Below are 26,822 nucleotides of genomic sequence, written 5' to 3'. Positions count from 1 at the left end.
GGTCACAGTTGCCTCCTATGCCTCGGCCGGGACAAGGCCGAACCACGGAGCGGCATCGGCCAGCAGGCTTTTCAGATCGGACCGCACGGCGGTGAAGCCAAGACGGGCGTGCGCCTCGGACGGATCAGCGATCAGCGCGGGCGGGTCGCCGGGGCGACGCGGCCCCCAGACCACCGGAACCGGCCGGCCCGTCAGCGCCTCGATCCCGGCAAGGATCTGGCGGATCGACAGGCCGCGGCCGGTGCCAAGATTGACCGCCAGACTGTCGCCGCCGCCCAGAAGATGCTGAAGCGCAAGCAGATGCGCCTGCGCCAGATCGGTGACGTGGATATAGTCACGGATGCAGGTGCCGTCTGGCGTCGGATAATCCGTTCCGAAGACCTGAAGCGGGTCACCCTGCCCCGAGGCCGCCCGCAGCGCCAATGGCAGAAGATGCGTCTCGGGATTGTGCCGTTCGCCGATCTCACCTTCAGGGTCGGCGCCGGCTGCATTGAAGTAGCGCAGCGCGGCATAGCGCAGCCCATGCGCGGCAGCGTGGTCGGCCAGCATCCATTCACAGACCAGCTTCGTGCGGCCATAGGGGTTGATCGGGCGTTGCGGCGAGGTTTCGGAGATCGGCAAAACGTCCGGAACGCCATAGGTGGCGCAACTGGACGAAAAGACCACCCGGTCCACCCCGGCCCTGCGGCACCCTTTCAACAGGCCGGTCATCCCGGCAAGATTGTTGTCATAATAGCGGCCCGGGTCGGCCATGCTTTCCCCGACATAGGCCGAGGCGGCAAAATGGATCACCGCCTGCACCTTGTGGCTGGCCAGAGCTGCCGCCACTGCGCCCGCATCACGCACATCGCCACGCACCAAAGGTCCGTAGCGGACAGCATCTGCACGACCCGTCGACATATTGTCAAACGTCACCGGCACAAAGCCCGCCAAGCGCAAGGCCTTGCAGGTATGGGATCCGATGAATCCCGCCCCGCCCGTGACCAGAATTGCCCCGGCGTCGTTCACGAAACCAAGGCCCCTTTGCGCCGCTCGGCCGAAAGACGTTCGGCAAACCACGGGATCGTCAGGTCAAGCCCACGATCAAGGCTCACCCGAGGCTCCCAACCCAGAATCCGTTTGGCCCGCGAGATGTCGGGACAGCGTTGGCGTGGGTCGTCCTTGGGCAGCGGGCGGAAGCAGACCGGCAGGTCCGACCCGATTTTTGCAAGCACCTTGTCGGCAAGCTCCAGCATGGTGAATTCACCTGGATTGCCCAGATTGACCGGCATTTTTTCATCACTTGCCATCAGCCGGACAAGGCCTTCGACCAGATCATCGACAAAACAGAAGCTGCGGGTTTGCGAGCCGTCGCCGTAGACCGTCAAAGCCTCGCCACGCAGGGCCTGAACAATGAAGTTGGACACCACGCGCCCGTCCTCGGGGTGCATCCGCGGCCCGTAGGTATTGAAGATCCGCGCAATCCGCGTTTCCAGCCCACGATGCGCCCCGTATTCCCAGAACAGCGTTTCCGAAGCGCGCTTGCCTTCGTCATAGCAAGCGCGGGGGCCAACCGTGTTGACGTTGCCGCGATAGGATTCGACCTGAAGCGAGATTTCGGGGTCGCCATAGACCTCGGATGTCGACGACTGAAGGATGCGGGCCTGCTTTTCCTCTGCAAGGTTCAGAAGGTTCAACGACCCTTCGACGCAGGTTCGGAACGTATGGATCGGATCGGTCTGATAGCGTGGCGGCGAAGCCGGGCAGGCCATGTTGTAGATCTCGTCCACCGGCCCGGCGAGGCGCAGCGGTGCGATGATGTCATGCCGGATGAACCGGAACTGCGGGTTCGTGGCCAGATGCGCGACATTGGCGAAATCGCCGGTCAGCAGGTTGTCGACGCAAACAATAGAATGGCCTGCATTGAGCAGTCGCGCGCAAAGCGCAGACCCAAGAAACCCCGCACCACCGGCAACAATTATGACTTTTTTGTGTCCGGCACCCATCGGCTCCGGGGCATCAACAAGATCCCGCATGATCACTCCACCTATCTAGTCCAGCGCCGGGCCTGCCATGCAAACGAACCATGGTCAGCAATCACCCGAGCCAGACGCACCCTGTAACCCACGCTTTCACAAAAACTATATTGCGAAAGCGGCCGCAGCAAAACTTGAAGGCAACTGCGTACCAAAGGCTGCAAGACGCTTCACACCCATGAACGACGATTAACTCGCCCTCAATAAGTGTCAATATTTTACCTCAATTGGACTTCCATTTGCCACATTCACGCCTCAAAACGACTGATCTTGCGGCCTGCGGAAAAAGCAACAGCATTAACTCTCAACCCAGAGTTTTGTGCGACTTCAGAATGCGCCCAAGGCGTGCATTCAGGGCCGCCGCAATGCGAATCGATTCTGCAAGAATGGGCTTCCGGCAAGATTGGACAGGGCCGGACGTCAGGCGGTTCCGAGCCAAAGCCATGTGCCTGTTGCTGGCCGGAAATCCTTAACGCCGGGGCAGACTTGGGCTTGGCGGCAACAAGACTGGCCCAATGATCCGATGCCCGGCAAGACCGTCAGTTGCCGCCTGCGGGCCTGCGCCTGGCTGAACAGCCGGGGCCGCCCACCCTGCGAAGCAAAGACCTGCGTCAGCGTCAATCGGCAGCGCCTCAGACAGCCGTTCTGAATTGAGCCGGGGCATAGGGGCAGGCTGCCATCGGCACGGCAAGCCCGGTGCGCGCGCTTTCCTGTGCGGCCATTCCCATTGCCACCGCCCACCAGCCATCTTCCAGTGTCACTTCTGGCAATTGCTGACCCGATGCCGCGCGAACAAAACCCTGATGCTGGAAAAAGGTTGACCCGTTATGGTCCCCCGCGGCAAGCAGGGCTGGATCTACCGGGATGTCCAGTTCCACCGGCCCCGCCGGTTGGCGCGGGCTTACGATTACCTTCGGCAATGGCGCTGGCCCCAGATGTTCGGGCCAGAACCGGCCCGGCCCCGGCACAAGGCATTCGATCTTGCCCTTTGGCCCGACAGCCGAGATTTCCTCTTGATAGCGGCTGCCTTCGGCAAACATGCACAGTTCCAGCATCGCCCGCATGCCGGACTCAAAGTCGACGATGACATAGGCATTGTCCCAGATATCCGGGGTCTGGCCGTCATAGACCTCGTTCAGATGGTTCACCGCCTGCCCGCCCGAGGCCATCACCCGCACCGGGTTGCAGCCTGCAATCAGGCGCATCAGGTCGAAGAAATGGCAGCATTTTTCGACCAGCGTGCCGCCGGAATTGCGGTTGAAGCGGTTCCAGTCGCCGACCTTGGGCAAGAAGGGAAAGCGATGTTCGCGGATCGTAAGCATCTTGATCCCACCTGTTGCGGCATCGGCCTCACTGACCAGATGGGAGACTGGGGGCATGTAGCGGTATTCCATCGCCACCCAGATCGGCGCCGGATAGGCGGCGCGCAAGGCGGCAAGGCGAGGGGCATCGGCGGGATCGGTGAACAAGGGCTTTTCGCAAAGGACCGGCAGGGGGCGGATGAGCGCGATTTCTTCAAGCTGCTCGAGATGCAGGAAATTCGGGCTGGCGATCAAGAGGCAGTTGACCGCCTCCACCGCCAGCACCTCGGCCACCGACCCGACCATCCGCGCGCCCGGCACCAATGCCGCAGCCGCCGCGCGCATCGCGGGATCAGGCTCGAATATCGCGGCGACGGATGCGCCGTCCAGAAGGGCGATGTTGCGCAGGTGTTCCTGCCCCATCATCCCGCAACCGATGATCCCGTAATGCAGCATCGACGTAATCCTATTTCAGGCGCGCGACATAGCGCGTGGTTTCGGGGTCATACCAGGTGAACGAGGCTTCGACCGACTGCCCCTCTTGCGCCCAGCTGACCCGGGTGATCAGAGGCAGGGGCGTGCCGGGGGCATGGGGGAATTCGGGTGGGGTCCAGTCGGGCAATGGCCCCTGTCCGATGCTGTCCTCAGCCCGGGAAATCCACAGTCCAAGGCGCTGGCGGTAGTATAGATAAAGCGATTCCGACAGGTCGCTCGCCGACAGCCGTTCGCCATGTGCGCCGTCCAGCCAGATCTCCTCGACCGCCGCGACCTGCCCAGACAAAAAGCGCAGGCGGCGGATGCGGTGGCCTTCGGGATGGGTGCCAAAGGCAGGCAGGCTGGGGTCTTTGACACAGCGGTCCACCGACAGGATGCGCGCGGTAGGCAGACCGCCGCCCTCCACCCGCTCCAGCCGGAACAAGGCGTAGACCGAGGCCGCATCCGCCTTGGCGCGGACATAGTTGCCCGACCCCTGCACCCGGTCCAGAAGCCCCTTTTCTGTCAATGACTTGAGTGCCTGGCGCAGCGTCCCGACCGCGATGCCAAGGTCAGCCGCCATGTCACGTTCCGGCGGCAGCCGTTCGCCTTCGATAAGGCGGCCAGCAGCAATGTCGCGGATCAGAAGTTCCGCGATCTGCTGGTAAAGCGGCAAAGAGCCGGGGGCGTTCATCGGGGTGTTCCGATAAAATTGATCCAGTATTGATCTACATCAAAGCGAATGCTACGCAAGAGGGAATTCGCGTCGGAGAGGACAGAGAATCATGACGGTCGTGCCGATCACTTCGCCCGATCTTGAGGCCAGCGAGGTCAGCTGGTTCGCGGCGCTCTGTTCCGACGATTACCGTTTCCTTGGCGTGCCGGAAGGCGACCTGCGATCCAGTTGGGAGCATTGTTCCGGCATCGTCAAGCGGGCCGAAGCGCGGGGCTTTCGCAACATCCTTTGCCCGTCCTCCTATCAGGTTGGGCAAGACACGCTGTCCTTTGTCGCCGGATGCGCGCCGATCACCGACAAGATCAACTTTCTGGCCGCCATCCGCTGCGGCGAAATGCAGCCGGTGATGCTGGCCCGCACGGTGGCCACGCTGGACCACATGCTGCAAGGGCGGCTGACACTGAATGTGATTTCCTCGGATTTCCCGGGTGAGGTGGCCGACAGCGCCTACCGCTACAAGCGCAGTCATGAGGTGGTGGAGATCCTGCGTCAGGCCTGGACGCGCGATCACATCGAATATTCCGGCGACGTCTACCAGATTTCCAAGGTCACCACCGACCCCGCCCGCCCCTATCAGCAGAACGGCGGCCCGCTGCTTTATTTTGGCGGCTATTCCCCTGACGCGCTGGAACTGTGCGGCGCGCAATGCGACGTCTACCTGATGTGGCCGGAACCGATGGACATGCTGGCCAAGCGGATGCGCGACGTGCATGCCCGGGCCGAGGCGCATGGCCGGACCCTCGACTACGGCCTGCGCGTCCACATGATCGTGCGCGACACCGAAGCCGAGGCCCGCGACTACGCCGATCATCTGGTGTCCAAACTGGACGACGAATACGGCAAACTGATCCGCGACCGGGCGCATGACAGTATAAGCCTTGGTGTGGCGCATCAGGCCCGCGCGCGGGAACTGGCCGACCAGTTCGGCTATATCGAGCCGAACCTCTGGACCGGGATCGGCAGGGCGCGGTCGGGATGTGGGGCCGCACTCGTGGGCAGCACCGATCAGGTGCTGTCGAAAATCGAGGACTATCGGAAAATGGGCATCCGCGCCTTCATCTTCTCGGGCTATCCGCATCTGGACGAATGTGATCATTTCGGCTCCCGCGTCCTGCCGGAACTGAAGACCTGTTCGCTGCCCCATGCCTATGGCCGGGTTCCGGCCAGCACCCCGGCAACCCCTCTTGGCAATGGAGTGCGCCGTTGATGGACCGTCTGACCCTTGGCCCCGTCTCGGTGTCGCGCATCGTCTATGGCATGTGGCGGCTTGGCGATGATCCCGACACATCGCCGGCCCATGTGCAGGCCAAGGTCGAGGCCTGCCTGGCCCAGGGCATCACCACGATGGATCAGGCCGACATCTACGGCGGCTACGTCGCCGAGGCGATTTTCGGGGCGGCACTGAAGGCAGCACCGGGCCTGCGCGACCAGATCGAGATCGTGACGAAATGCGATATCGTCGCCCCGGTCGGTCGGCATGCAGCGGCGCGGGTGAAGTATTACGACACCTCTGCCGCCCACATCACCGCCTCGGTCGAGGCGTCGTTGCGTGACATGGCCACCGACCGGATCGACCTCCTGCTGATCCACCGCCCCGACCCGCTGATGGATCATAACGAGACCGGCCGCACACTGGATGCGCTGGTGGCATCCGGCAAGGTGCGGGCGGTGGGCGTGTCGAACTTCCGCCCGTGGGATTTCACGCTGCTGCAATCGGCGATGGCGACTCCGCTGGTTACCAACCAGATCGAACTGTCGCTGAACTGCCGCGCGCCCTTCACCAACGGCGACATCGCCTTTTTGCAGGAACGTGGCATCGTCCCTATGGCCTGGAGTCCGCTTGCCGGAGGCACCCTTCGGGCCGCAGGGGGTGACGGTCTTGGCGCCCGGTTGGATGTGCTTGCACGAGAGGCTGGCACGGACTGGACCGCCGTCGCCGTCGCATGGCTTCTGCATCACCCGGCGCGGGTGATCCCGGTTCTGGGAACCAACACTGTATCACGGATTGCCACCATCTCGGACGCGTTGCGCGTGCCGATGGACCGTCAGACCTGGTATGAGCTTTACACGCTTGCCCAAGGCCATGAGGTGCCATGATGGCCGATGGTGGGATCATTCCAGACGCCAGCAACGCGCGGCAGTTTCGTGATGCGCTGGGGCGCTACGCGACAGGGGTGACCGTGATCACGATCATGGGACCGGACGGCCCGATGGGCTTTACCGCCAACAGCTTTTCCAGCCTGTCGCTGGACCCGGCGCTGGTGTTGTGGTCGCTCGCCCGGTCGTCACAGCGTTACGCGCCCTATGCGGCCGCGGAAACCTATGCGATTCATGTGCTTGGTCAGGATCAGGCCGATTGGCCCGCCCGGTTTTCCCGGGGCGGAGCGGGATTTGACGGCCTTCAATCGGCGCTGAACGCCGAAGGCGTGCCGGTTCTGCCCGGCGCCCTGGCGCGGTTCGATTGCCGCCGCCACGCCACGCATGACGGCGGCGATCATCTTATCATCGTCGGACAAGTCCTGCGGCTTACCCTGGAGGAGGGCGCGCCGCTGGTTTTCGCACAAGGCAGGTTCGGAGGCTTCAACGGCTGACATCACCCCCTTGGGAGAGGGGGGTATAAGGGGGAGGAGGACATTTGACCGCAGTTCTGGCATTCTGTCACGGCTTGGGCCGGATCAACGGCGCGCTTCTGGCGCTTGGCCGCTGGATCGGGGCTGGCTGCATGGCGCTGATGGTCATTGCGATCCTGGTGCAGGTGTTTTTCCGCTACGTCCTGAACAACGCCCTGCCCTGGCCCGAGGAACTGGCGCGGTTCCTGATGCTTTGGGCGACCGGGTTGATGATCCCCACCGCTTACCGCCGAAGCGGATTTGTGTCGATCGAGGTTCTTTCACGGTTGTTGCCAAGGGTGGTCGGCGCGGTGCTGGCGCTGGTTCTCGGCTTTCTGGCGCTGGTCCTTCTGGTCAAGGGCGCGCAGATCGGCTGGAACGAAGTCACCGGATTTTCCGGCCGGGCTGAAACCGACAGCCTGCGTGTCCCCGCCAGCCTTGCATTCGACCGTTGGGTGAAGCTGCCGAAATGGACGATGATGTTGTCCCTGGTGGTCGGGCTGGTCCTGATGATCGCGGTCAACATCGAACTCATGCTGCGCCAGATCATCGCACTTTCCGGGCATGATGACCGGCTGAAGCCCATTCCCGATACCGTCAGCCTGGGAGCAGAGTGATGCTTAGCCTGTTCCTTCCACTTTTCCTTCTGTTCCTCTTCGCAGGTCTGCCGGTGTTCTTCGGCCTGATCGCGGCCCCCGCCATCCTGTTGTGGCTGAATGGGCAAGAGCGCGACATCGTTCTCTTGTACCGCAACGTCTACAACGGGATGGACAGCTTCCCGCTGATGGCCATCCCCTTCTTCATGATGGCTGGTGAGGTGATGAACCGCTCCAACATCACCCTGCGGCTGGTGGAATTCAGCCAGGCGATGATGGGTCATCTGCGCGGCGGCCTTGCGCATGTGAACGTGCTGTCGTCGATGCTCTTTGCCGGGCTGTCGGGGTCGGCTGTGGCGGATGTGTCGGCCTTGGGTTCGATGATGATCCCGGCGATGGAAAAGCAGGGCTACACCCGCCGTTTCGCCGCCGCGATCACCGCTGCGTCCTCGATCATCGGGCCGATCATCCCGCCGTCGGGCATCATGATCATCTACGCCTATGTGATGGGCGAAAGCGTTGCGGCGCTGTTTCTTGCGGGCATCGTTCCGGGGGTGATGATCGGTCTGGGGCTGATGCTGGTCATCCACTTCATGGCCGACCACTACGACCTGCCTGCCGCCACCAAACGCGCCAGCTGGGGGCAGCGCGGCAATGCGTCCCTGCGCGCGGTCTGGCCGCTCTTGACCCCAGTGATCATCCTTGGCGGCATCCTTGGCGGCATCTTCACACCAACCGAAGCGGCGGCAGTTGCAGTGGGCTATTCCTTCTTCATCGGCTTTTTCGTCCTGCGCACGCTGAAGCCGCGCGACCTGCCGGATATCCTGATCCGCGCCGGGCTGACCTCGGCTGTGGTGCTGCTGCTGGTCGGCGCGGCCATGGCGTTCAAGACCGTCGCCTCTTTGGCCCATACGCCCGAGATCATGGCCGACTTCATCCTGTCCTTGTCGAACAATCCGTTGATCCTTCTGTTCCTGATCAACATCCTCTTGTTCGTCGTCGGAATGTTTCTGGACGCAGGCCCCGCGATCATCATCCTTGGGCCGATCCTTGGGCCGATCTTCGTCGCCCTTGGGGTGGACCCGGTGCATTTCGCCATCATCATGGCGGTGAACCTGACCGTCGGCCTTCTGACCCCACCGATGGGACTGGTGCTGTTCGTCACTTCAACCGTTTCCGGCCTGCGGGTCGAGACGGTGGCCAAGGCCACCCTGCCTTTCCTTGCGGTGGAGGTGTTCGTGATCTTCCTGATCACCTACATCCCCGCGATAAGCCTTACGGTCCCGCGCTTCTTCGGGTTCGTGAACTGATCTTCAGAACAACAAACGGGAGGATACCATGCTGAAGAAGACCCTGAAGTCGCTGACACTGGCGGCACTGCTGGCTGGCACTGCCAGCGTGGCGCTGGCACAGGACATCATGCTGCGCGCCACCGCCAACTCCAACGAAAACGACGAGGATTATGACGGTCTTGTCGTCTTCAAGAACTATGTCGAGAACGCCTCGAACGGCGCAATCGGGGTTGAGATATTCATGGGAACCCAGCTTTGCGGCAAGGGTGACGAATGCCTTGCCGGCGTGGCCGATGGCACCATCGACATCTATATCTCCACCTCGGGCGGGGCTGCGGGGCTGTTCCCCTATATCCAGGTTCTCGACCTGCCTTACCTGATGTCGGATGACCGCGTGGCCGAAGAAGTGCTGACCGGCACCGATTTCACCGCCGCCCTGCGCGCCAAGGCCTTGGCTGACAGCGACGACAAGATCCGCCTGATGACCATCGGCAACACCGGCGGCTGGAGGAACTACGCCAACACCAAGCGGCGCGTGGCCGCACCGGCTGACCTTGCCGGTCTGAAGATGCGCACCGTCCCGGCTGACCTGCCGCAGACGCTGGCCACCACCCTTGGTGCGGCACCCACGCCTATTCCGTGGCCGGAACTCTTCACCTCGCTGCAAACCGGCGTGGTTGAGGGCACCGCGAACGGCATCACCGACATCATGTCGATGAAGTTCACCGATGCCGGCATCAAGTATCTGACGCTGGACGGCCACAGCTACATGGGCGCCTTCTGGTGGATGGGCAACGACCGCTTCAAGTCGATGACCCCGGCACAGCAGCAGGTTGTGGTTGATGGCTTTGCCGCCCTGCAACAGGCCACCTTCGCCAGCCCCAAGCGCAAGGAAATCCAGGCCTATGCCGATTTCCGCGCAGCGGGCGGTGAGATCTATGTGCCGACCGCCGAGGAAAAGGCCGCCTTCAAGGCAGCCGTTGACCCGGTGTTCGACTGGTTCCGCGCCAATGTGACCGGCGGGCCGGAAGTGCTGGATGCCTTCACCGCCGCCGTGGCCGAGGCCGAGGCTGCCGTCAGCGCCGAGCGTGCGTCCGAACTGAACTGACCTTCGGCACGAAAACACGACCCCGGGCAGACGCTGCCCGGGGTTTTTTCATGCTCACGTCCGGGGAAGTCCCTGCCAGCGCCTGCCCGATATGCAGCAGATGTCGCGCGGGTTGCCAGTTTTGCGGGCATTTCACCCGGCCAGACCCCGGCAAGGAACCATCCCTTGTGCCGAATCGCGAAATTCTTTTACCTGTTGGTAAAAAGACGGCGCACTCCAGCAACAGGGACATAGAAGACAATGGCCAACATGACATTCACGGTTTCCAGACGCGGCCTGCTTCTGGGCGGGGCAGCGGCAGTAGCGGCGGCGAACCTGCCCCGCGCGGCGCTGGCTCAGGAACCGATCCGCATGGCGGGCATCTATACGGTGCCGGTCGAACAGCAATGGGTCAGCCGGATCCACATCGCCGCCGAGGCCGCCAAGGCTGCCGGCGCGGTGGACTACACCTACACCGAAAACGTCGCCAACACCGATTATCCCCGCGTCATGCGCGAATATTGCGAGGCGGGCATCAAGCTGATCGTGGGCGAGATCTTCGGGGCCGAGGCCGAAGCGCGCGAGGTTTGCGCCGAATATCCCGACGTGGCCTTCCTGATGGGCTCTTCCTTCAAGCCCGACCCGGTGGCGAACACGAACCTGTCGGTGTTCGACAACTACATCCAGGACGCGGCCTATCTCTCCGGCATCGTCGCGGGCGGCATGACGGCGGGCAATATCGGCATGGTCGGCGGTTTCCCGATCCCCGAGGTCAACCGCCTGATGCATGCCTTCATGGCCGGCGTGCGCGAGGTGAAGCCAGACGCCAAGTTCCAGGTCAGCTTCATCGGCTCGTGGTTCGACCCGCCGAAAGCCAAGGAAACCGCCTTTGCGATGATCGACGGCGGCGCCGACCTGCTTTACGCGGAACGCTTCGGGGTTTCGGACGCGGCCAAGGAACGCGGCGTGCTGGCGATCGGCAACGTGATCGACACGCAAGCCGATTACCCCGACACCGTGGTCACTTCGGCGCTGTGGAACTTTGCACCGACGCTTGACCGCGCCATTGCCGCCGTGCGTGACGACGCCTTCCTGGCCGAGGATTACGGGGTCTATTCCCAGATGATCCACGGCGGCTGCACGCTTGCCCCGCTTGGCACCTTCGAGGGCAAGGTTCCGGAAGAGGTGATGGCCCTTGTGCGCCAGCGCGAGACCGAGATCATCGGCGGGGCCTTTGTCGTCGAGATCAACGACGATGAACCGACGTCCTCGTAAATGACCGCCGAAGAAAAGGCGCAGGTGGTCCTGCGCCTTGACGGGATCACCAAGCGGTTCGGCGCGCTGACGGCGAATGACACAATCAACCTCACCCTGCGTCAGGGTGAGGTGGTCGCCCTTCTGGGCGAAAACGGCGCGGGCAAGACCACGCTGATGAACATCCTGTTCGGCCATTATGTGGCCGACGCAGGCGGGGTCGAGGTCTTTGGCCACCCCCTGCCCCCCGGCAACCCGCGCGCGGCACTGGCTGCCGGTGTGGGCATGGTGCATCAGCATTTCACGCTGGCGGGTAACCTGTCGGTGCTGGACAATATAACCCTTGGCACAAAGGGGTTGTGGTCACTCGGGTCTGGCAAATCCGCAGCACGGGCGAAGGTCAAGGCCCTGTCGCGCGATTTCGGGCTGGTGGTGGACCCCGGGGCCAAGGTCGGACGGCTGAGCGTAGGCGAACGCCAGCGGGTCGAGATCCTGAAGGCGCTTTACCGCGATGCCCGCATCCTGATCCTGGATGAACCCACCGCCGTCCTGACCCCGCAAGAGGCCGAGGCGCTGTTCGCCACGCTGCGCCGCGCCACCGCCCTTGGGCTTTCGGTGATCTTCATCAGCCACAAGCTGCATGAGGTGATGTCGATAGCCGACCGCTGTGTCGTCTTGCGCCATGGCCGGGTGGTGGGCGAGGTTGACACCCACACCACCGACAAGACGCAGCTTGCCGCCCTGATGGTCGGGGGCGAGCTGACCCTGCCCCGCGCCGAGGCCCGCACGCCGGGCGCGCCGCTCTTGTCGCTTGAACGGGTCAGCACCCCCGACCGGGGCGCGGTGCCGGGGCTGAAGGATGTCAGCCTGTCGCTTTGTGCCGGGCAGATCACCGGGCTGGCCGGCGTCTCTGGCAACGGGCAGGCGGCACTGGCCGACCTCATTGCCGGGCTCGCACTACCGGCCTCCGGGCAGTTGGCGCTGCGCGGGTCCGCCGTGGTCGGTTGGTCGCCGCGCGTGGCTCTCGCCATGGGCGTGGGGCGCATCCCCGAAGACCGCCACCATACCGGCAGCATCGCCGATTTCGACCTGACCGAAAATGCCGTTCTGGAAGCCTACCGCACCCCGCGCTTTTCCCGGCGCGGCTGGATGGACTGGCGCGCCGCGCGCCGCTTTGCCGAAGAGCTGATCAAGGGCTATGACGTGCGCTGTCCCGGCCCGGACACCCGCATCCGGCTTTTGTCGGGCGGCAACATGCAAAAGCTGATCCTTGGCCGCGCGATGGCCCCGGACCCGGCAATCCTCCTCGCCAACCAGCCGGTGCGGGGCCTTGACGTGGGTGCCATCGCCTATGTCCAAAGCCAGTTGATCTCGGCGCGCGACCGGGGGGCGGCGATCCTGCTTATTTCGGAAGACCTTGATGAAATCATGGGGTTGTCAGACGTAATTCATGTCGTGTCTCAAGGCCGTTTAAGCCCCGCCTTCCCGCGTGGCAGCGTGGCGGTGGCGGACCTCGGCCTCTGGATGGCCGGACAGGGATTCGAAGGGGGGCGCCATGCGGCTTGAGCCGATCGCAAATCCCACAACGGCCCGCCGGCTGGGCTATCCGGCACTGGCCATCCTTGCCACGCTTGCGGTGGCAGCCCTTCTCGCCCGGATCGCGGGGGCCGATCCGCTCGCCGCGCTGGGCCAGATCGCCACCGGCGCGCTCGGATCAAAACTGGCCATCCTGGAGACGCTGAACCGCGCGACACCGCTGATCTTCACCGGACTTGCCGTCGCCGTCGCCTTCCGGGCAAAGCTGTGGAACATCGGGGCCGAGGCGCAGCTTTACGCGGGTGCAATCATGGCGGTGGTGCTGGGAACCGGGGCTTTGGGCAGCCCGCTGGTGCTGCCGGTTTCGGCGCTGGCGGCGTTGCTGGCGGGGGCGATGCTGCTGCTTGGCCCCGTGCTGCTGAAGACAAGGCTCGGGGTGGATGAGGTGGTCACGACGCTACTGCTCAACTTCATCATGCTGCTGTTCGTAAGCTACCTTCTGGAAGGCCCAATGAAGGATCCGATGGGCATGGGCTGGCCGAAATCCGCCGCCCTGACACCCGAGGCGCGCCTGCCCCGGATCGTCGATGGTCTGCGCCTGCACTGGGGCTTCGGGCTTGCCCTGATCGCCGCGGTCCTCGTCTGGCTGATCCAGATCCGCACCACGCTGGGCTTCGAGATCCGGGCCGTGGGGCAAAGCCCCGAAGCCGCCCGCTTTGCCGGGATGCCGGTCAACGCGGTGCTGGTGAAGACAGCACTTCTGTCGGGCGGGCTTGCCGCACTGGCCGGTTGGTCCGAGGTCGCGGGGCTCAAGGGTCACCTGTCGCAAGACCTCTCGCCCGGTTTTGGCTACACGGGCATCATCGTGGCCATGCTGGCGCTGCTTCACCCGCTTGGCGTCGTGCTGTCGGCCCTGTTCGTTGCCGGGATCTTCGTCGGGTCGGACGCGATGAGCCGGGCCGCAGGCGTGCCGACCTATATCGCCGACATGCTTCTGGCCACCGCCCTTCTGTTCATGGTTCTGGCGATCCTTCTGACCAGGGTCCGGGTGGTGCGGGGATGAGCGAGGTCATCGACATCCTGATCTCGGCAAGTTTCTGGGCCGCCGTGATCCGCATCGCCACGCCCCTGATCCTTGCCACGATGGGCGAGCTGATCTGCGAACGTGCCGGCGTGCTGAACCTTGGCATAGAAGGCATCATGGTCATCGGCGCTTTTGCCGGCTGGATGGCGGTCTATCAGGGCCTGCCGCTTTGGGGCGGGGTGGCCGTTGCGATGGGCGCGGGAATGCTCTTCGGGCTTCTCCATTCCACACTCACCGTCCCGTTCGGCCTGTCCCAGCATGTCGTGGGGCTTGGGATCACGCTCCTTGCCACCGCCTCGGCCAGCTTTGCCTACCGGCTGATGCTGCCCGAGGTCACCAGCCCCCCCAAGATCGAGCCCTTCCAGCCGCTGGACATTCCCGTCCTGTCCGACCTGCCCTTCCTTGGGCAGGCGATCTTTTCCCAGACCGCACTGACCTGGGCCGCCTTCGCGATGGCCGGAGCGGTGGCGCTGGTCCTTTACCGCACGCCCCTTGGGCTTGCCGTCCGCGCGGCGGGGGAAAATCCGGCCGCGGTCGAGGCGCAGGGGCTTTCCGTCACCGGTCTGCGGATGGGGGCGGTGATGGTCGGCTCGGGCCTGATGGCGGTCGGTGGGGCGTTCCTGACCCTGTCCGCCTTCTCGTCGTTCTTTTTCGAGATGGTGAACGGGCGCGGCTGGGTCTGCATCGCGCTGGTGGTCTTCGGGGCGTGGAAACCCGGCAAGGCAGTCTTGGGCGCGATCCTTTTCGCCGCCTTTGACGCCCTTCAGATCCGGCTGCAACAGACACCGATCGGGGCGGTCCTGCCCTATCAGCTTTTCCTGGCGGCGCCCTATATCCTGTCGATCCTGGCGCTGGTGCTGATGTCACGCCGGGCCGAGGTGCCAGCCGCGTTGATGGTGCCTTACAACAAGGGGGAACGGTAGATGTTCGATCTTCTGGTCAAGGGCGGCACGCTGCCCGATGGCACGGTGGCCGATATCGGCATCAAGGGCGACCGGATTGCGGCGGTGGGCCGGCTGGAGGCCGAGGCCGGGCGGGTGATCGACGCAACCGGCGATCTTGTCTCCCCGCCCTTTGTCGATCCGCATTTCCACATGGACGCCACGCTGTCCTACGGCCTGCCACGGGTGAATGCCTCGGGTACGCTTCTGGAAGGCATCAGCCTTTGGGGAGAGCTGCGCGACATCGCCACGGTCGATGAGATGGTCGAGCGCGCCCTGCTCTACTGCGACTGGGCCGTCAGCATGGGCCTTCTGGCCATCCGCACCCATGTCGACACAACCCCCGACCATTTGCGCGGCGTCGAGGCGATGCTGGAGGTCAGGCGCCGCGTGGCCCCCTATCTTGACCTGCAACTGGTGGCCTTCCCCCAGGACGGGCTTTACCGCACCCCCACCGGGCGCGAGAACCTTCTGCGCGCGCTTGACATGGGCGTCGACGTGGTCGGCGGCATCCCGCATTTCGAACGCACGATGGAGGAAGGCGCGGAAAGCCTGCGCGACCTTGGCCGGATCGCCGCCGACCGCGGGCTGATGTGGGATGTCCATTGCGACGAGACCGATGACCCGATGTCGCGCCATGTGGAAACCATGGCGCGCGAGGTGACACGCCACGGCCTCGGCGGGCGCGCGGCGGGCAGCCACCTGACCTCGATGCATTCGATGGACAACTACTATGTGTCCAAGCTGCTGCCTCTGATCGCCGAAAGCTGCATGGCCGCCATCCCGAACCCGCTGATCAACATCACCCTGCAAGGCCGCCATGACACATATCCCAAGCGCCGGGGTCTGACGCGGGTGAAAGAGATGCAGGCGATGGGCATCCCCGTCGGCTGGGGCCAGGATTGCGTGCTGGATCCGTGGTATTCGCTTGGCACCGCCGACATGCTGGACGTGGCCTTCATGGGGCTGCATGTCGCCCAGATGACCCACCCGGCCGAAATGGCGCGCTGTTTCACCATGGTCACCGAGACCAATGCCCGGATCATGAACCTGCAAGGCTACGGGATGACGCCTGGATCACTGGCCAGCCTTGTGGTGCTGGACGCCGGCCACCCGGTGGAGGCACTGAGGCTGCGGCCGGACCGCCTTGCCGTCGTGTCGCGCGGGAAAGTGGTGGCTGAAAAGGCGCGCAACAACTCTCGTCTGTCACTTGCGGGACGGCCCGTCACCGTGCGCCGCAGGCATGGATAAGGCGCCAGATCGAAACAATGCGCAGCAGGTTTCGGGCTGCGTTCCCTGAAATGCGACTCAAATGCCATGCTGGGGGGCGTGGCTGGGAAGGCCGGTCGGACCATCGGATCCGGGGGGTTCGGTTGGCCGTACTGAAAGGCAAATCGCCTTAGGATTGCAGGGCCTATCCTTCAATATTCCATCCAAGCGCCCCATTTTCGCCGTCATCGACAACCATGCATCGTACAGTTGATTGGTGCGTACACGTGGACGATGCCTGTTTGATGACGGCAATACGGCTGGCAAAGCGCCCGCAGTCCGGGATCAAAGGGTCAGGGATCACAGGCTCTGTGCGGCGCATGGTTCTTGCGGGGAAGGATGGGCGAGATGGCACAGCAAAAGGCTGTCGAGGTTCCGGTTGAGGAAATTGAGACCCTTGAAGATCTGGTCGATGAGCTTCAGCCCGGCACGAAGCTGCTCAAGGGCCAGTACACCATCGTGCGCTATCTCAACAGCGGCGGCTTCGGGATCACCTATCTTGCGAAAGACAGTCTCGACCGCAATGTCGTGATCAAGGAATGTTTTCCAAGCTCTTTCTGCCGTCGCAGCAAGACCATGGTGGCAGCCCGATCTCGCGCCCATACGGCCGAATTGCGGTCCGTGGTGCAGCTTTTCGTGCGCGAGGCGCGGCACCTGTCGAAGATCGTCCATCCAAATATCGTGGCCGTGCATCAGGTCTTTGAAGACAACGGCACCGCCTACATGGCGATCGACTATATCGACGGGCTCGATTTGCAACAGATCATCGAAGGCCAGACCAGCATCCCCAAACCCGCGCAGATCGTGGCGATTACGGAAAAGCTGCTGGCGGCTGTCGGCTTCATCCATTCAAACGACATGCTGCACCGGGACATATCGCCCGACAACATTCTGATCGACCAGAAGGGCCAGCCGATCCTGATCGATTTCGGTGCCGCCCGCGAACAGGCATCGCAAAAAAGCCGCGCCATGTCGGCGCTGCGCGTGGTCAAGGATGGCTATTCACCGCAGGAATTCTATATCGCCGGGTCCGAACAGGGGCCGTGGAGCGACCTTTATGCGCTTGGCGCCACGCTTTACCATCTGATCACTGGTGAGGCGCCGGTGAACGGTCAGGCCAGACTTTCGGCACTGGCCGAAGACCGGCAGGATCCCTATACCCCACTGGCTGGCCGGTTCGAAGGGTATCCGCCGGGCTTTCTGGAAGCGATCGACCATGCCTTGCAGACGCTGCCGAGGCAGCGTGTCCAGTCAGCGCAGGAATGGTTGGCGCTGTTCAACTCATCTATCGTTCTGTCCGGGTCCAAATTGGACCAGATCGACGCAGCGGTACATGCGATGGTGGTGGACTCGCAGGTCGAGACCATCGTGCAATCCGCGCCCGGTGCGAACGCAGTCGAGAAGTCTGATTTCGGCGCTCCGCCACAGCTTGCGAGAAAGATCTCGCAGCAACAGCCCGCGGCAAAGTCGAAACGCGGGGCGGGCCCGGTACAGGTGATTGGCGGCGTTGCAGCAGCCCTGGCCCTTGTCGGTATCGGATTTGTGCTGATGGGGGGCAAGGATACCCCTCCGCCGGCAGCATCGGCGGTGCAATCGGCTGCCACGGAAGCCGCTGCGGCGCCTACGCCGGTTGAACCGGCACCGGCTGTTGCCGAAACCGCCACAGCCAGTGCCGCGGCTGCACCTGCAGCAGCAGAGCCAGCGCCAGAGCCGGTAACCGAAGTGGCATCTGCACCAGAGCCGACACCCGAAGCAATCGTCACTCCGACGCCAGCACCAGAGCCGGTCGCCGAGACGGTGGCAGTAACAGCCGAAACTGCGACGGTCGCCCCTGCCCTGCCAGCCCCGACCGGCAACCTGCGTGCAAACCAGATCGGCTTTGCCGCCTGGGACGCGACCATGCCTTTCATGGAAGAAAACCGGATCATCGGCGGCCAGCGCGTTGCCATCGTCTCGCGCATACTGCCGACCAGCAACCTTGCCGAAGCCGGCAACTGGCTTGCCCCGGGGCTTTTGCTCTACACCGTCAATGGCGTGGACGTGCAGCAGTCCGGCAACTTTACAACCGCCGTGTTGAACGCCATGCGGGTGGACCCGGACGGCAAGGCAAGGGTCGTCGTCGAGTATGCCGGCTCGTCGCTGGAACGCCAGACCGGCCTGATGACCGTCCCTGCGACGCGCCTTGTCAGTCTGGCAAACGGGGTGAACGTTCGCATCAGCACCATCGAAGGCGAATGGAAGGCCGTCGTGATGGGCGTCACTGCGCCAAATGCAACCCAGTTGCGGCAAGGCGATATCCTGTTCCGCGACAAGACCACCGGTCTGGCGCTGAGCGGTCCGGAAACGCTTGAGACCATCATGAAGGCCCTTGTCGAAACCGGCACGACCGTGACCGAGTTCTCGATCATCCGGGACAACAAGTTGGCGACGGCGGCAATGCAACTGGCCGTTGAAGCCGGACAGTGAGGCGTAGCGTGCATAAGGCAATCAACGGGATGACGAAGGCCGAGCGCGCCGCAAGCACAGCTGCGGCCTCCCCGCAGCCAGCGGCATCCGGCGCTTTGGCCCATGTCCTTCCAGCCCGGTTGGACCCGCTGATCGACGCGCTGGGCAAGGCTGTTGCCCGGCAGACGGGGCGTGATGCGCGTCCGTCCCAGCCGAGACAATGAAACCAGCATGAAAACGAAACCGAGGATAGGGCATCAAGGCCAGCGCACCGGTCGCGCGCCGGGCATGATGCGCATGACTGCGGCATACAGGAGCATAGCTATGATGACTTCGGCGAGGGCACTCTGCATTGGCTGCACGGCCACTTTGCTTGCAGGGACCGGTGCGCAAGCACAAGAGGCCTGCACAACCTATGTCGTCGCAGCCGGAGACAACCTGCGCTACATCGCCCGAAGCGCCTACGGCGATTCCGACATGTTCCGGGTGATCTATCAGGCCAACGTCGCGACTATCGGTGCCAAGGCGGACCTGATCGAGATTGGTGCCTCGCTGGTCATTCCATGCGATCCGCGCAACACCGAGGCTAGTGCGGCCCCTGTTGCAGCCATCCAACCGGGCGTCGAACTTGCAACCGGAGTTATTGATCCTGCAAAGCAGCCGGTCGAAGTGGTGCCGGACCTGCCGGTTGTCGCGGCTGGTCAGGCATCTGCCACCGGGACAGACGCAACGGTGGTCGAGGCAGCTGCCGAAGCGCCCGTCGCTGCATCGGCTCCAGAACCCGTCGCAGCTCAGGCTGCTCCCGTCCGAATGCTGACCGGCAACGGTTACGCGCCTTTTGTCGACGAGATGCTGCCAGGCGGCGGCATGTTCACCCAGATCGTCGAGATGGCGATCTTTCGGGCCGATCCCGCCATTCCCTACAACCTGACCTTCATCAGCGATTGGCAAGCCCATATCGATGCGCTGCTTCCCGCACAGGCCTATGATCTCAGCTTTCCCTGGGTGCGCCCTGATTGCGATGTCCCTGCCACCTTGTCGGCAGGCGATCTGACCCGCTGCGAGAACTTCGAGTTCTCGGCCCCCTATTATGAGATCGTCGACGGCTTTTTCGCGCGCGCCGACAGCGAACTGGTGTCAGCCACCAACTTCGCGCTGTTTGAGGGCAAGCGCATCTGCCGTCCGGAAGGCTATACGACAGGCGTCCTTGATGCGGTCGGCCTAAGCGTTCCGCGCATCGAACTTCTGCGCCCTCTGGAGACGACGGACTGCTTCGAAGCGCTGGCGACCGGGAAGGTGGATCTGGTGTCGATCGATGCCGAGGTCGGGGATTCAGCCATCGCCTCGCTGGGGATGACTGGCGATTTTCTGCAAAATCCTCATCTTACGACGCTGCTAAGCCTGCATGTCATCGCCCACAAGTCGAACCCGCGCGCGGTCGAGATGATTCAGCAACTCGACGGCGGCTTGGTCGAGATGTACGAGTCCGGCGAATGGTATGAAATCGTTTCTACCGCGCTTTCACAGACCAACAAGCGACAGTAACCTATTGCAATTCCATGATGCGGGACCGGCTGGCAGCCGGTCCTTTTTCATTTGCCGGGACACCTGCCGGGCAGAGCCGCCGGTGCCAGCTTTCGGTTCTGCGGCGCATGGGACATGCAGTTCGCAGGGGTACGACGGCCAAGCAAATGGCATTCTGGCGGCTGAGCGCGACAAGACGAACAGCACGCATCTTAGTTACTTCATGACCGCCGAAAGCAACCTGCACGGGAAGGATTATTGCGGAACAGTAAACAAGGTGTCGCCAGAATGCCCGGATCCGGCGCAGCGCAGAAAACACTGCCCATCCGCCGTTGCAGGGCCAGAAGCAAGGCCAGGCAGACCAAAAATGGCGCGCCGCATGGCCTGACCCACTCCAATTCGCCAGGTCAGCGCCAATTCAGGCCGGAAATTTTCGGACGATGCATTTCCGATCTGCGGTCGCTGGAAAAAACCCCAGGACAAGATGCCAGTGTTTGTTTCCACAATGCGTTCACATTTCCACTCAAAGGCGATTTGCAACGGAGAATCCTTCGAATTGCCTTATTCGTGCCACTTCCGACCGTCTTCTTGTGTCCAGAAGGCACATTGTTTCGGAAACGTAATCATGACTGCCGGTAGAAACAGTCGTCAGAAGGACATGACATACATGAAGATTATATCTGACAAATACCGCTCGACAGCCCTGTCGGCGATGCTTGTTGCCCTGCCGGCCATTGCGTCTGCGCAGGAAGCCTGCACCACCTATACCGTGAAGTCAGGCGACACGCTTGGCACGATCGCGCAGGCAGCTTACGGGTCATACGACTACCAGATGATCTTCAACGCCAACCGCGATGCGCTGGCCGCGAACCCGAACAACCTGCCGGCGGGTCTGCAACTGGTCCTGCCCTGCGAAGACGGTCGTCTGACCGCAGACTCGGAACTCAACTCGATCATCGAGCAAGAGACCCAGCGTCAAGCCGCCGCGCGGACGACGAACAACTCCTACGAACCACCGCTGAAGTTCGTGACCTCAAACGACTGGGCGCCCTTCACGGATGAGACGCTGACAGGCGGTGGCATCTTCGTGCGGATGGCCGGAACGGCGATGCAGCGCGGCGGCAACGACCGGGGATACAACGTGTCCTATGTTGACGACTGGATGTCGCATATCGAAGTTCTGCTGCCCACCGGCGCTTTCGACGTGTCGATCGCCTGGGAAGCCCCCGACTGCACCAAGCTGGACCTCCTCGGCGAGTTCTCGGTCCGTATGTGTACCGAATTCGACTTCTCGCTGCCAATCTATGAAACTGCCTATTCGTTCAATACGCTGGCCGACAGCAAGTATGCCAACGCCCGCGCTTTCAGCGACTATGCCGGTGCCAAGGTTTGCCGCCCCGAAGCCTGGCCGATCAGCGACCTTGAAGTGCAGGGTCTGGTGGAGCCGCTGGTGTCCTACGTCCACCCGAAGGCACCGCTTGATTGCGCGGAAATGCTGCTGAAAGGTGAAGTTGACCTTTACTCGATCGAAGCCGAAACCTCGGCGTCGAACTTCAAGGAGCTGAACGCGAACGATCAGGTTTCGGCAAACCCTGCGCTTGCGACCTTCATCAGCTACCACTTCATCACCGCGAAAAGCAATCCGCGTGGCCGGGTCTACATCGCCATGCTGAACCGCGGCATCACCGAGATGCGCGAGTCCGGCGAATGGTATGACATCCTTGCCACCGGCCTTGCCGAGTACAACAAGCTCAGCCAGTAACCTTTCCGCTGGTCGGGCCATCAGGAACCCCGCGTCGCAGGACGCGGGGTTTCTTCATGTTCCGGGCCTGCCCGATGATGCTGGACCGATGTTGACCCGATTGAACTGCCAGGACGCGATGCCCGGAATGGCTCCAGCGGCCAGCGGCATCATTGCGGATCTGAAAAAGGTTATGGAATTTTCATTCCGCTTGATGGAAGGTGGCATCGAACAACAGCGAGCCATCATGACCAGACACCCTTTGCCAGATGCCACACCCCCTCCGGCCACGGTTGAAGCATTCCGCGCCCGACTGGCTGATCTTTCGGGCAGCCTGCCCCGCCGCCTCCAACAATGCGCGGACCACCTGTCAGCGCATCTGGACAGTATCGCGGTATCCACCGTGGCCGAAATTGCCGCCGGGGCCGGGGTGCCGCCCTCTGCGGTCATGCGCTTTTGCCAGATCCTAGGCTTTTCAGGCTATTCCGAAATGCAGCGCCTGTTTCGCAACGCCTTGTCGCTGGGCCTGCCCGACTATGGTACCCGGCTTGCGAACCTGAAATCCGGTCCTGCGGACCGCCCGGCGGCACTGGTGGCAGAATTCGTGGAGGCAGGAAGGCTTTCTCTGGAGAAACTGACGCAAGACCTTGATGAAACCGCTCTGAATCAGGCGGTTGATACGTTGTCCCGGGCCTCGGTGATCCATCTGGCTGGCTATCGTCGGGCGCTTCCGGTGGCGGCCTATCTGGCCTATGTCTTCGAAAAGATGGCGATTCCGGCCATGCTGCATGCCGGGATTGGCGGGCTGGATCAACGCAATGCGATGCGATCGGGGGATGCGCTGCTGGCGGTCACCTTTGCCCCCTATTCCAGCGAAACCCTGTCCCTTGCCGCCGAGGCGCGGGCGCGTGGCCTGCCAGTTGTCGTGCTGACCGATCCCCCCGCAACCCCGATACTGCGGCAGGCTGATCTGGTCCTGACCGTGGCCGAAGTGGACTTTGGCGCCTTCCGGTCCCTGTCGGCCACCACCGCACTTGCCCTTAGCCTTGCCGTGGCCGTCGCCACCCGGCGGCAAGGTTAGGGCTTTGCAGCGGGCTCAAAATGGAATATTTGTTCCAAATCAGGATCGACTCGCCTGATCGCGCAGCCGGAGGACAAGATGACAGCACCAGCCAGCACCACAGCCACAAAGCGGCTGGACGTGATCACGATCGGCCGCGCGTCGGTTGATCTTTATGGCGCGCAGGTTGGCGGTCGGCTGGAAGACATGGGGTCGTTCCAGAAATACATCGGCGGCTCGCCCACCAACATGGCGGCAGGCACCGCGCGGCTGGGGCTGAAGTCCGGCCTGATCACCCGGGTCGGTGACGAACACATGGGCCGGTTCATCCGCGAAGAACTGGCGCGCGAAGGTGTGGACGTGCGCGGCGTCAAGACCGATCCCGAACGTCTGACCGCGCTGGTCTTGCTGGGCATCCGCGATGAAAAGCAATTCCCGCTGATCTTTTACCGCGAAAACTGCGCCGACATGGCGCTGTGCGAAGATGACATCGACGAAAGCCTGATCGCGGACAGCCGCGCGGTTGTGGCCACCGGCACCCATCTTTCCCATCCCCGGACCGAGGCGGCGGTGCTGAAGGCCCTGACCCTTGCCCGCAAGCACGGCGCGCAGACCGCGCTGGATATCGACTACCGGCCCAACCTCTGGGGCCTTGCCGGGCATGGCGACGGCGAAAGCCGTTTCATCGAAAGTGCCGCCGTCACCGCCAAGCTCTTGGCGACGCTGCACCTGTTCGACCTGATCGTCGGCACCGAAGAAGAATTCCACATCGCCGGTGGCACCACCGACACCATCGCCGCCCTGCGCGCCGTGCGCGCCGTGTCGAAAGCCACCCTTGTGTGCAAGCGCGGCCCGATGGGGGCCGCCGCCTTTACCGGCGCCATCCCCGACAGCCTTGACGACGGCCAGACCGGCCCGGGCTTCCCGATCGAGGTGTTCAACGTCCTTGGCGCGGGCGACGGCTTCATGTCGGGCCTCTTGAAAGGCTGGCTTGACGGCGAACCCTGGCCCACCGCGCTGACATACGCCAACGCCTGCGGTGCCTTTGCCGTCAGCCGCCACGGTTGCACCCCCGCCTATCCCAGTTGGGAGGAGTTGCAGTTCTTCCTCAAGCGCGGCGTCGTGACCCCGGCCTTGCGCAAGGATCAGGCGCTGGAGCAGGTCCACTGGGCCACCAACCGCCACAAGGACTGGTCAACGATGCGCGTCTTTGCCTTCGACCACCGGATGCAGCTTGAAGCGATGGAAGGAGCAACCCCGCAGAAGATCGGCACGTTCAAGGGGCTTTGCCTTGACGCGGCGATTCAGGTTGCGGGCGGCAAGCCCGGCTATGGCATCCTGTGTGACAGCCGACTTGGCCGCGACGCGCTTTACCGCGCTGCTGGCACCGGGCTGTGGATCGGCCGACCCGTCGAATGGCCCGGCTCGCGCCCCTTGACGCTGGAGCCAGAGATCGGCCCGGATTTCGGCGGCCTGTCGGAATGGCCGTTGGAACATGTGGTCAAGGTTCTGTGCTTCTACCACCCCGAAGATGATGCGGACACCAAGGCAAAGCAGGAAGATACCGTCTTGCGGCTGTTCCACGCCTGCCGCCGCAACCGGCTTGAGATGCTGCTGGAGATCATCCCCTCCAAGGTTGGCCCCACCGACGACCAGACCAGCGCCGCCATCATCCAGCGCTTTTATGACCTTGGCATCTACCCCGATTGGTGGAAGCTGGAACCCTTTGCCACCGAAGTTGCATGGGAAAACACCTGCGCCGCGATCAGCGGCAATGACCCCCATGTGCGCGGGATCGTCGTTCTTGGCCTTGACGCCAGCGAAGCCGACCTTGCCGCCTCGCTGCAACTGGCGGCCCGGCATGATCTGGTCAAGGGCTTCGCCATCGGCCGCACGATCTTTGCCGACGCGGCACGCGAATGGATGCAGGGCAAGATCACCGGTGATGCGGCCATTGCGATGATGGCCGACCGCTACGCCCGGCTTTGCGCGGTCTGGGACAAGGCGCGTGCGACAGGAGACGACAAATGACCACGATCCGGCTGACAGCGGCGCAAGCCATGGTGCGCTGGCTTTCCGTGCAACAGGCTGAAGATGGCAGCCGCTTCATCGAAGGCATCTGGGCGATCTTCGGCCACGGCAACGTGGCGGGCCTTGGTGAGGCGCTGCACGCCCACCGTGACGTCATCCCCACATGGCGCGGCCAGAATGAACAGACCATGGCCCACGCAGCCATCGCCTATGCCAAGGCGAACGGGCGGCGGAAGGCGATGGCCGTCACCTCCTCCATCGGTCCCGGCGCGACCAACATGGTCACCGCCGCCGCCCTGGCCCATGTCAACCGCCTGCCGGTTCTCTTCATTCCCGGCGATGTCTTCGCCAGCCGCGCGCCTGACCCGGTCTTGCAACAGATCGAGGATTTTGACGACGCGACCGTTTCGGCCAATGACTGCTTTCGCCCCGTTGTGCGCTATTTCGACCGGATCAGCCGACCCGAACATATCCTGACCGCCCTGCCCCGCGCCTTGCGGGTGATGACCGACCCGGCAAACTGCGGCCCGGTCTGCCTTGCATTCTGTCAGGACACTCAGGCCGAGGCTTACGACTACCCGGTCGAGTTCTTCGAGCCCCGCGTCTGGCACATCCGCCGCCCCGAACCCGACCAGCGCGAGCTGGAAGCCGCCATTGCCGCGATCCGCGCCGCGAAACGCCCGCTGATCGTGGCGGGTGGCGGGGTGCTTTACGCGGGCGCCGAACAGACGCTGCTGACCTTTGCCAAGGCCCACAACATCCCCTTGGTCGAAACCCAGGCCGGCAAGGGCGCTGTGGATTGGGAAGAGCGGCTTCACTTCGGCTCGCCCGGCGTTACCGGCACGGCTTGCGGCAACAGGCTGGCGGCGGAAGCGGACCTTGTGATCGGGGTCGGCACAAGGTTTCAGGATTTTACCACCGGGTCATGGACAGTGTTTTCTGCCCCCGGCCGCAGGCTTCTGTCGATCAACATCCACGGCTTTGACGCCCATAAACGCGCGGCGCAACCGCTTGTTGCCGATGCGAAAGTCGCGTTGGAAAAACTTGGTGCGGCGCTTGGCGCGCACCGCTTTGCCGACCCAGACTTCGCGGCCCGTGATGCGTGGTTTGCCACCACCGACAGCCTGTTCGCAGCCCCCGGATCGAACGAACTGCCGACCGACGCGCAGGTGATCGGCGCGGTCCAGCGCAACGCGGGCAAGCAAAGCCTGATCATGTCCGCCGCCGGCACCATGCCGGGCGCGCTGCATGTCCTGTGGCGCGCGGCGCAGGGCGGCTATCACATGGAATACGGCTTTTCCTGCATGGGATACGAGATTGCCGGGGCGATGGGCATCAAGATGGCCCAGCCCGGCCGCGACGTGATCTGCATGGTCGGTGATGGCAGCTACATGATGGCCAACAGCGAATTGGCGACGGCGGTGATGATGGCCATCCCCTTCACCGTCATTCTGACCGACAACCGGGGCTACGGCTGCATCAACCGGCTGCAACAGGCAACCGGCGGCGCGCCCTTCAACAACCTTCTGGACGACAGCTATCACGTCAACCCGGCCAACATCGACTTTGTGGCCCATGCCCGGTCGATGGGCTCGCATGTGGTGAAAGCCGCCGGGATCGCGGAACTGGAGGCCGCCGTGCAAGCTGCCAAGACCGCCACGATCCCGACCGTGATCGTCATCGACACCGATCCCGCGCCCGGCACTGGCGCTGGTGGGCATTGGTGGGAAGTGGCGGTGCCGGAAGTATCGACCCGCGCCGAAGTGAACGAGGCCCGCATGGGCTATGAAGCGGGCGTGCGCGCCCAATGGCTCCTTAACTGAGAAC

21 protein-coding genes are annotated in these 26,822 nt (G+C 63.3%); 17 read left to right on the top strand and 4 right to left on the bottom strand.

From position 1 onward, the window contains the following. Positions 1 to 15: 15 nt before the first annotated feature. The 4 genes from galE to QUV21_RS00395 all read right to left on the bottom strand — a co-directional run bounded on the left by galE (position 16) and on the right by QUV21_RS00395 (position 4,484). On the bottom strand, positions 16 to 1,008 hold the full coding sequence (galE, locus tag QUV21_RS00410; protein ID WP_300852332.1) for a UDP-glucose 4-epimerase GalE: 993 nt from the start codon (positions 1,006 to 1,008) through the stop codon (positions 16 to 18). Next, the gene (locus QUV21_RS00405; RefSeq protein ID WP_300853445.1) at positions 1,005 to 1,985 is read right to left on the bottom strand and encodes a UDP-glucuronic acid decarboxylase family protein; all 981 of its coding nucleotides are present in this window, start codon (positions 1,983 to 1,985) and stop codon (positions 1,005 to 1,007) included. The genes galE and QUV21_RS00405 overlap by 4 nt, the downstream gene beginning before the upstream one ends. 662 nt (positions 1,986 to 2,647) lie before the next feature. Next, positions 2,648 to 3,772 carry a Gfo/Idh/MocA family oxidoreductase gene (locus QUV21_RS00400; protein WP_300852331.1) on the bottom strand — a complete coding sequence of 375 codons (1,125 nt, stop codon included), beginning with the start codon at positions 3,770 to 3,772 and terminating at the stop codon, positions 2,648 to 2,650. 10 nt (positions 3,773 to 3,782) lie between these two features. After that, the gene (locus QUV21_RS00395; protein WP_300852330.1) at positions 3,783 to 4,484 is read right to left on the bottom strand and encodes a GntR family transcriptional regulator; all 702 of its coding nucleotides are present in this window, start codon (positions 4,482 to 4,484) and stop codon (positions 3,783 to 3,785) included. 91 nt (positions 4,485 to 4,575) lie between these two features. Here QUV21_RS00395 and QUV21_RS00390 point away from each other — a divergent pair, with 91 nt between their 5' ends. The 17 genes from QUV21_RS00390 to iolD all read left to right on the top strand — a co-directional run bounded on the left by QUV21_RS00390 (position 4,576) and on the right by iolD (position 26,818). Continuing rightward, on the top strand, positions 4,576 to 5,733 hold the full coding sequence (locus QUV21_RS00390; protein WP_300852329.1) for an LLM class flavin-dependent oxidoreductase: 1,158 nt from the start codon (positions 4,576 to 4,578) through the stop codon (positions 5,731 to 5,733). Beyond that, positions 5,733 to 6,623, top strand: a complete 891-nt coding sequence (locus tag QUV21_RS00385; protein WP_300852328.1) for an aldo/keto reductase family oxidoreductase — start codon at positions 5,733 to 5,735, stop codon at positions 6,621 to 6,623. The genes QUV21_RS00390 and QUV21_RS00385 overlap by 1 nt, the downstream gene beginning before the upstream one ends. Then, complete coding sequence (locus QUV21_RS00380) at positions 6,623 to 7,117, top strand: flavin reductase family protein (protein ID WP_300853444.1); 495 nt, start codon at positions 6,623 to 6,625, stop codon at positions 7,115 to 7,117. Before QUV21_RS00385 ends, QUV21_RS00380 begins: the two co-directional genes overlap by 1 nt. 44 nt (positions 7,118 to 7,161) lie before the next feature. After that, the gene (locus tag QUV21_RS00375) at positions 7,162 to 7,752 is read left to right on the top strand and encodes a TRAP transporter small permease subunit (RefSeq protein WP_300852327.1); all 591 of its coding nucleotides are present in this window, start codon (positions 7,162 to 7,164) and stop codon (positions 7,750 to 7,752) included. Then, positions 7,752 to 9,041 carry a TRAP transporter large permease gene (locus tag QUV21_RS00370; protein WP_300852325.1) on the top strand — a complete coding sequence of 430 codons (1,290 nt, stop codon included), beginning with the start codon at positions 7,752 to 7,754 and terminating at the stop codon, positions 9,039 to 9,041. The genes QUV21_RS00375 and QUV21_RS00370 overlap by 1 nt, the downstream gene beginning before the upstream one ends. 28 nt (positions 9,042 to 9,069) lie before the next feature. Further along, a complete protein-coding gene (dctP, locus tag QUV21_RS00365) occupies positions 9,070 to 10,131 on the top strand; it encodes a TRAP transporter substrate-binding protein DctP (RefSeq protein ID WP_300852323.1) in 1,062 nt (353 codons plus the stop codon). Positions 10,132 to 10,380: 249 nt separating this feature from the next. Then, positions 10,381 to 11,385, top strand: coding sequence for a BMP family protein (locus QUV21_RS00360; protein WP_300852322.1), 1,005 nt, complete (start codon positions 10,381 to 10,383; stop codon positions 11,383 to 11,385). Further along, on the top strand, positions 11,386 to 12,930 hold the full coding sequence (locus tag QUV21_RS00355) for an ABC transporter ATP-binding protein (protein ID WP_300852321.1): 1,545 nt from the start codon (positions 11,386 to 11,388) through the stop codon (positions 12,928 to 12,930). After that, on the top strand, positions 12,920 to 13,963 hold the full coding sequence (locus QUV21_RS00350; protein WP_300852320.1) for an ABC transporter permease: 1,044 nt from the start codon (positions 12,920 to 12,922) through the stop codon (positions 13,961 to 13,963). Before QUV21_RS00355 ends, QUV21_RS00350 begins: the two co-directional genes overlap by 11 nt. After that, a complete protein-coding gene (locus tag QUV21_RS00345; protein WP_300852319.1) occupies positions 13,960 to 14,907 on the top strand; it encodes an ABC transporter permease in 948 nt (315 codons plus the stop codon). The genes QUV21_RS00350 and QUV21_RS00345 overlap by 4 nt, the downstream gene beginning before the upstream one ends. Then, positions 14,908 to 16,176: an amidohydrolase family protein gene (locus QUV21_RS00340; protein WP_300852318.1), complete on the top strand. Its 1,269-nt coding sequence runs from the start codon at positions 14,908 to 14,910 to the stop codon at positions 16,174 to 16,176. 366 nt (positions 16,177 to 16,542) lie between these two features. Next, the gene (locus QUV21_RS00335; protein WP_300852317.1) at positions 16,543 to 18,660 is read left to right on the top strand and encodes a serine/threonine-protein kinase; all 2,118 of its coding nucleotides are present in this window, start codon (positions 16,543 to 16,545) and stop codon (positions 18,658 to 18,660) included. Between the two features lie 303 nt (positions 18,661 to 18,963). Next, on the top strand, positions 18,964 to 20,184 hold the full coding sequence (locus tag QUV21_RS00330) for a transporter substrate-binding domain-containing protein (RefSeq protein WP_300852316.1): 1,221 nt from the start codon (positions 18,964 to 18,966) through the stop codon (positions 20,182 to 20,184). A 646-nt stretch (positions 20,185 to 20,830) separates the two neighbouring features. Next, complete coding sequence (locus tag QUV21_RS00325; protein ID WP_300852314.1) at positions 20,831 to 21,925, top strand: LysM peptidoglycan-binding domain-containing protein; 1,095 nt, start codon at positions 20,831 to 20,833, stop codon at positions 21,923 to 21,925. 226 nt (positions 21,926 to 22,151) lie between these two features. After that, entirely contained in the window at positions 22,152 to 22,985 is an 834-nt protein-coding gene (locus tag QUV21_RS00320; protein WP_300852313.1) for a MurR/RpiR family transcriptional regulator, read from the top strand. 78 nt (positions 22,986 to 23,063) lie between these two features. Next, positions 23,064 to 24,995 (top strand): 5-dehydro-2-deoxygluconokinase, encoded by a 1,932-nt coding sequence (gene iolC / locus QUV21_RS00315; RefSeq protein WP_300852311.1) that lies wholly within the window; start codon positions 23,064 to 23,066, stop codon positions 24,993 to 24,995. After that, on the top strand, positions 24,992 to 26,818 hold the full coding sequence (iolD, locus tag QUV21_RS00310; protein WP_300852309.1) for a 3D-(3,5/4)-trihydroxycyclohexane-1,2-dione acylhydrolase (decyclizing): 1,827 nt from the start codon (positions 24,992 to 24,994) through the stop codon (positions 26,816 to 26,818). Before iolC ends, iolD begins: the two co-directional genes overlap by 4 nt. Positions 26,819 to 26,822: the final 4 nt, after the last annotated feature.

This window comes from Tabrizicola sp. (genome assembly GCF_030373185.1).
Classification (GTDB): Bacteria; Pseudomonadota; Alphaproteobacteria; order Rhodobacterales; family Rhodobacteraceae; genus Tabrizicola.
This window is presented reverse-complemented; position numbering and strand designations above follow the sequence as displayed.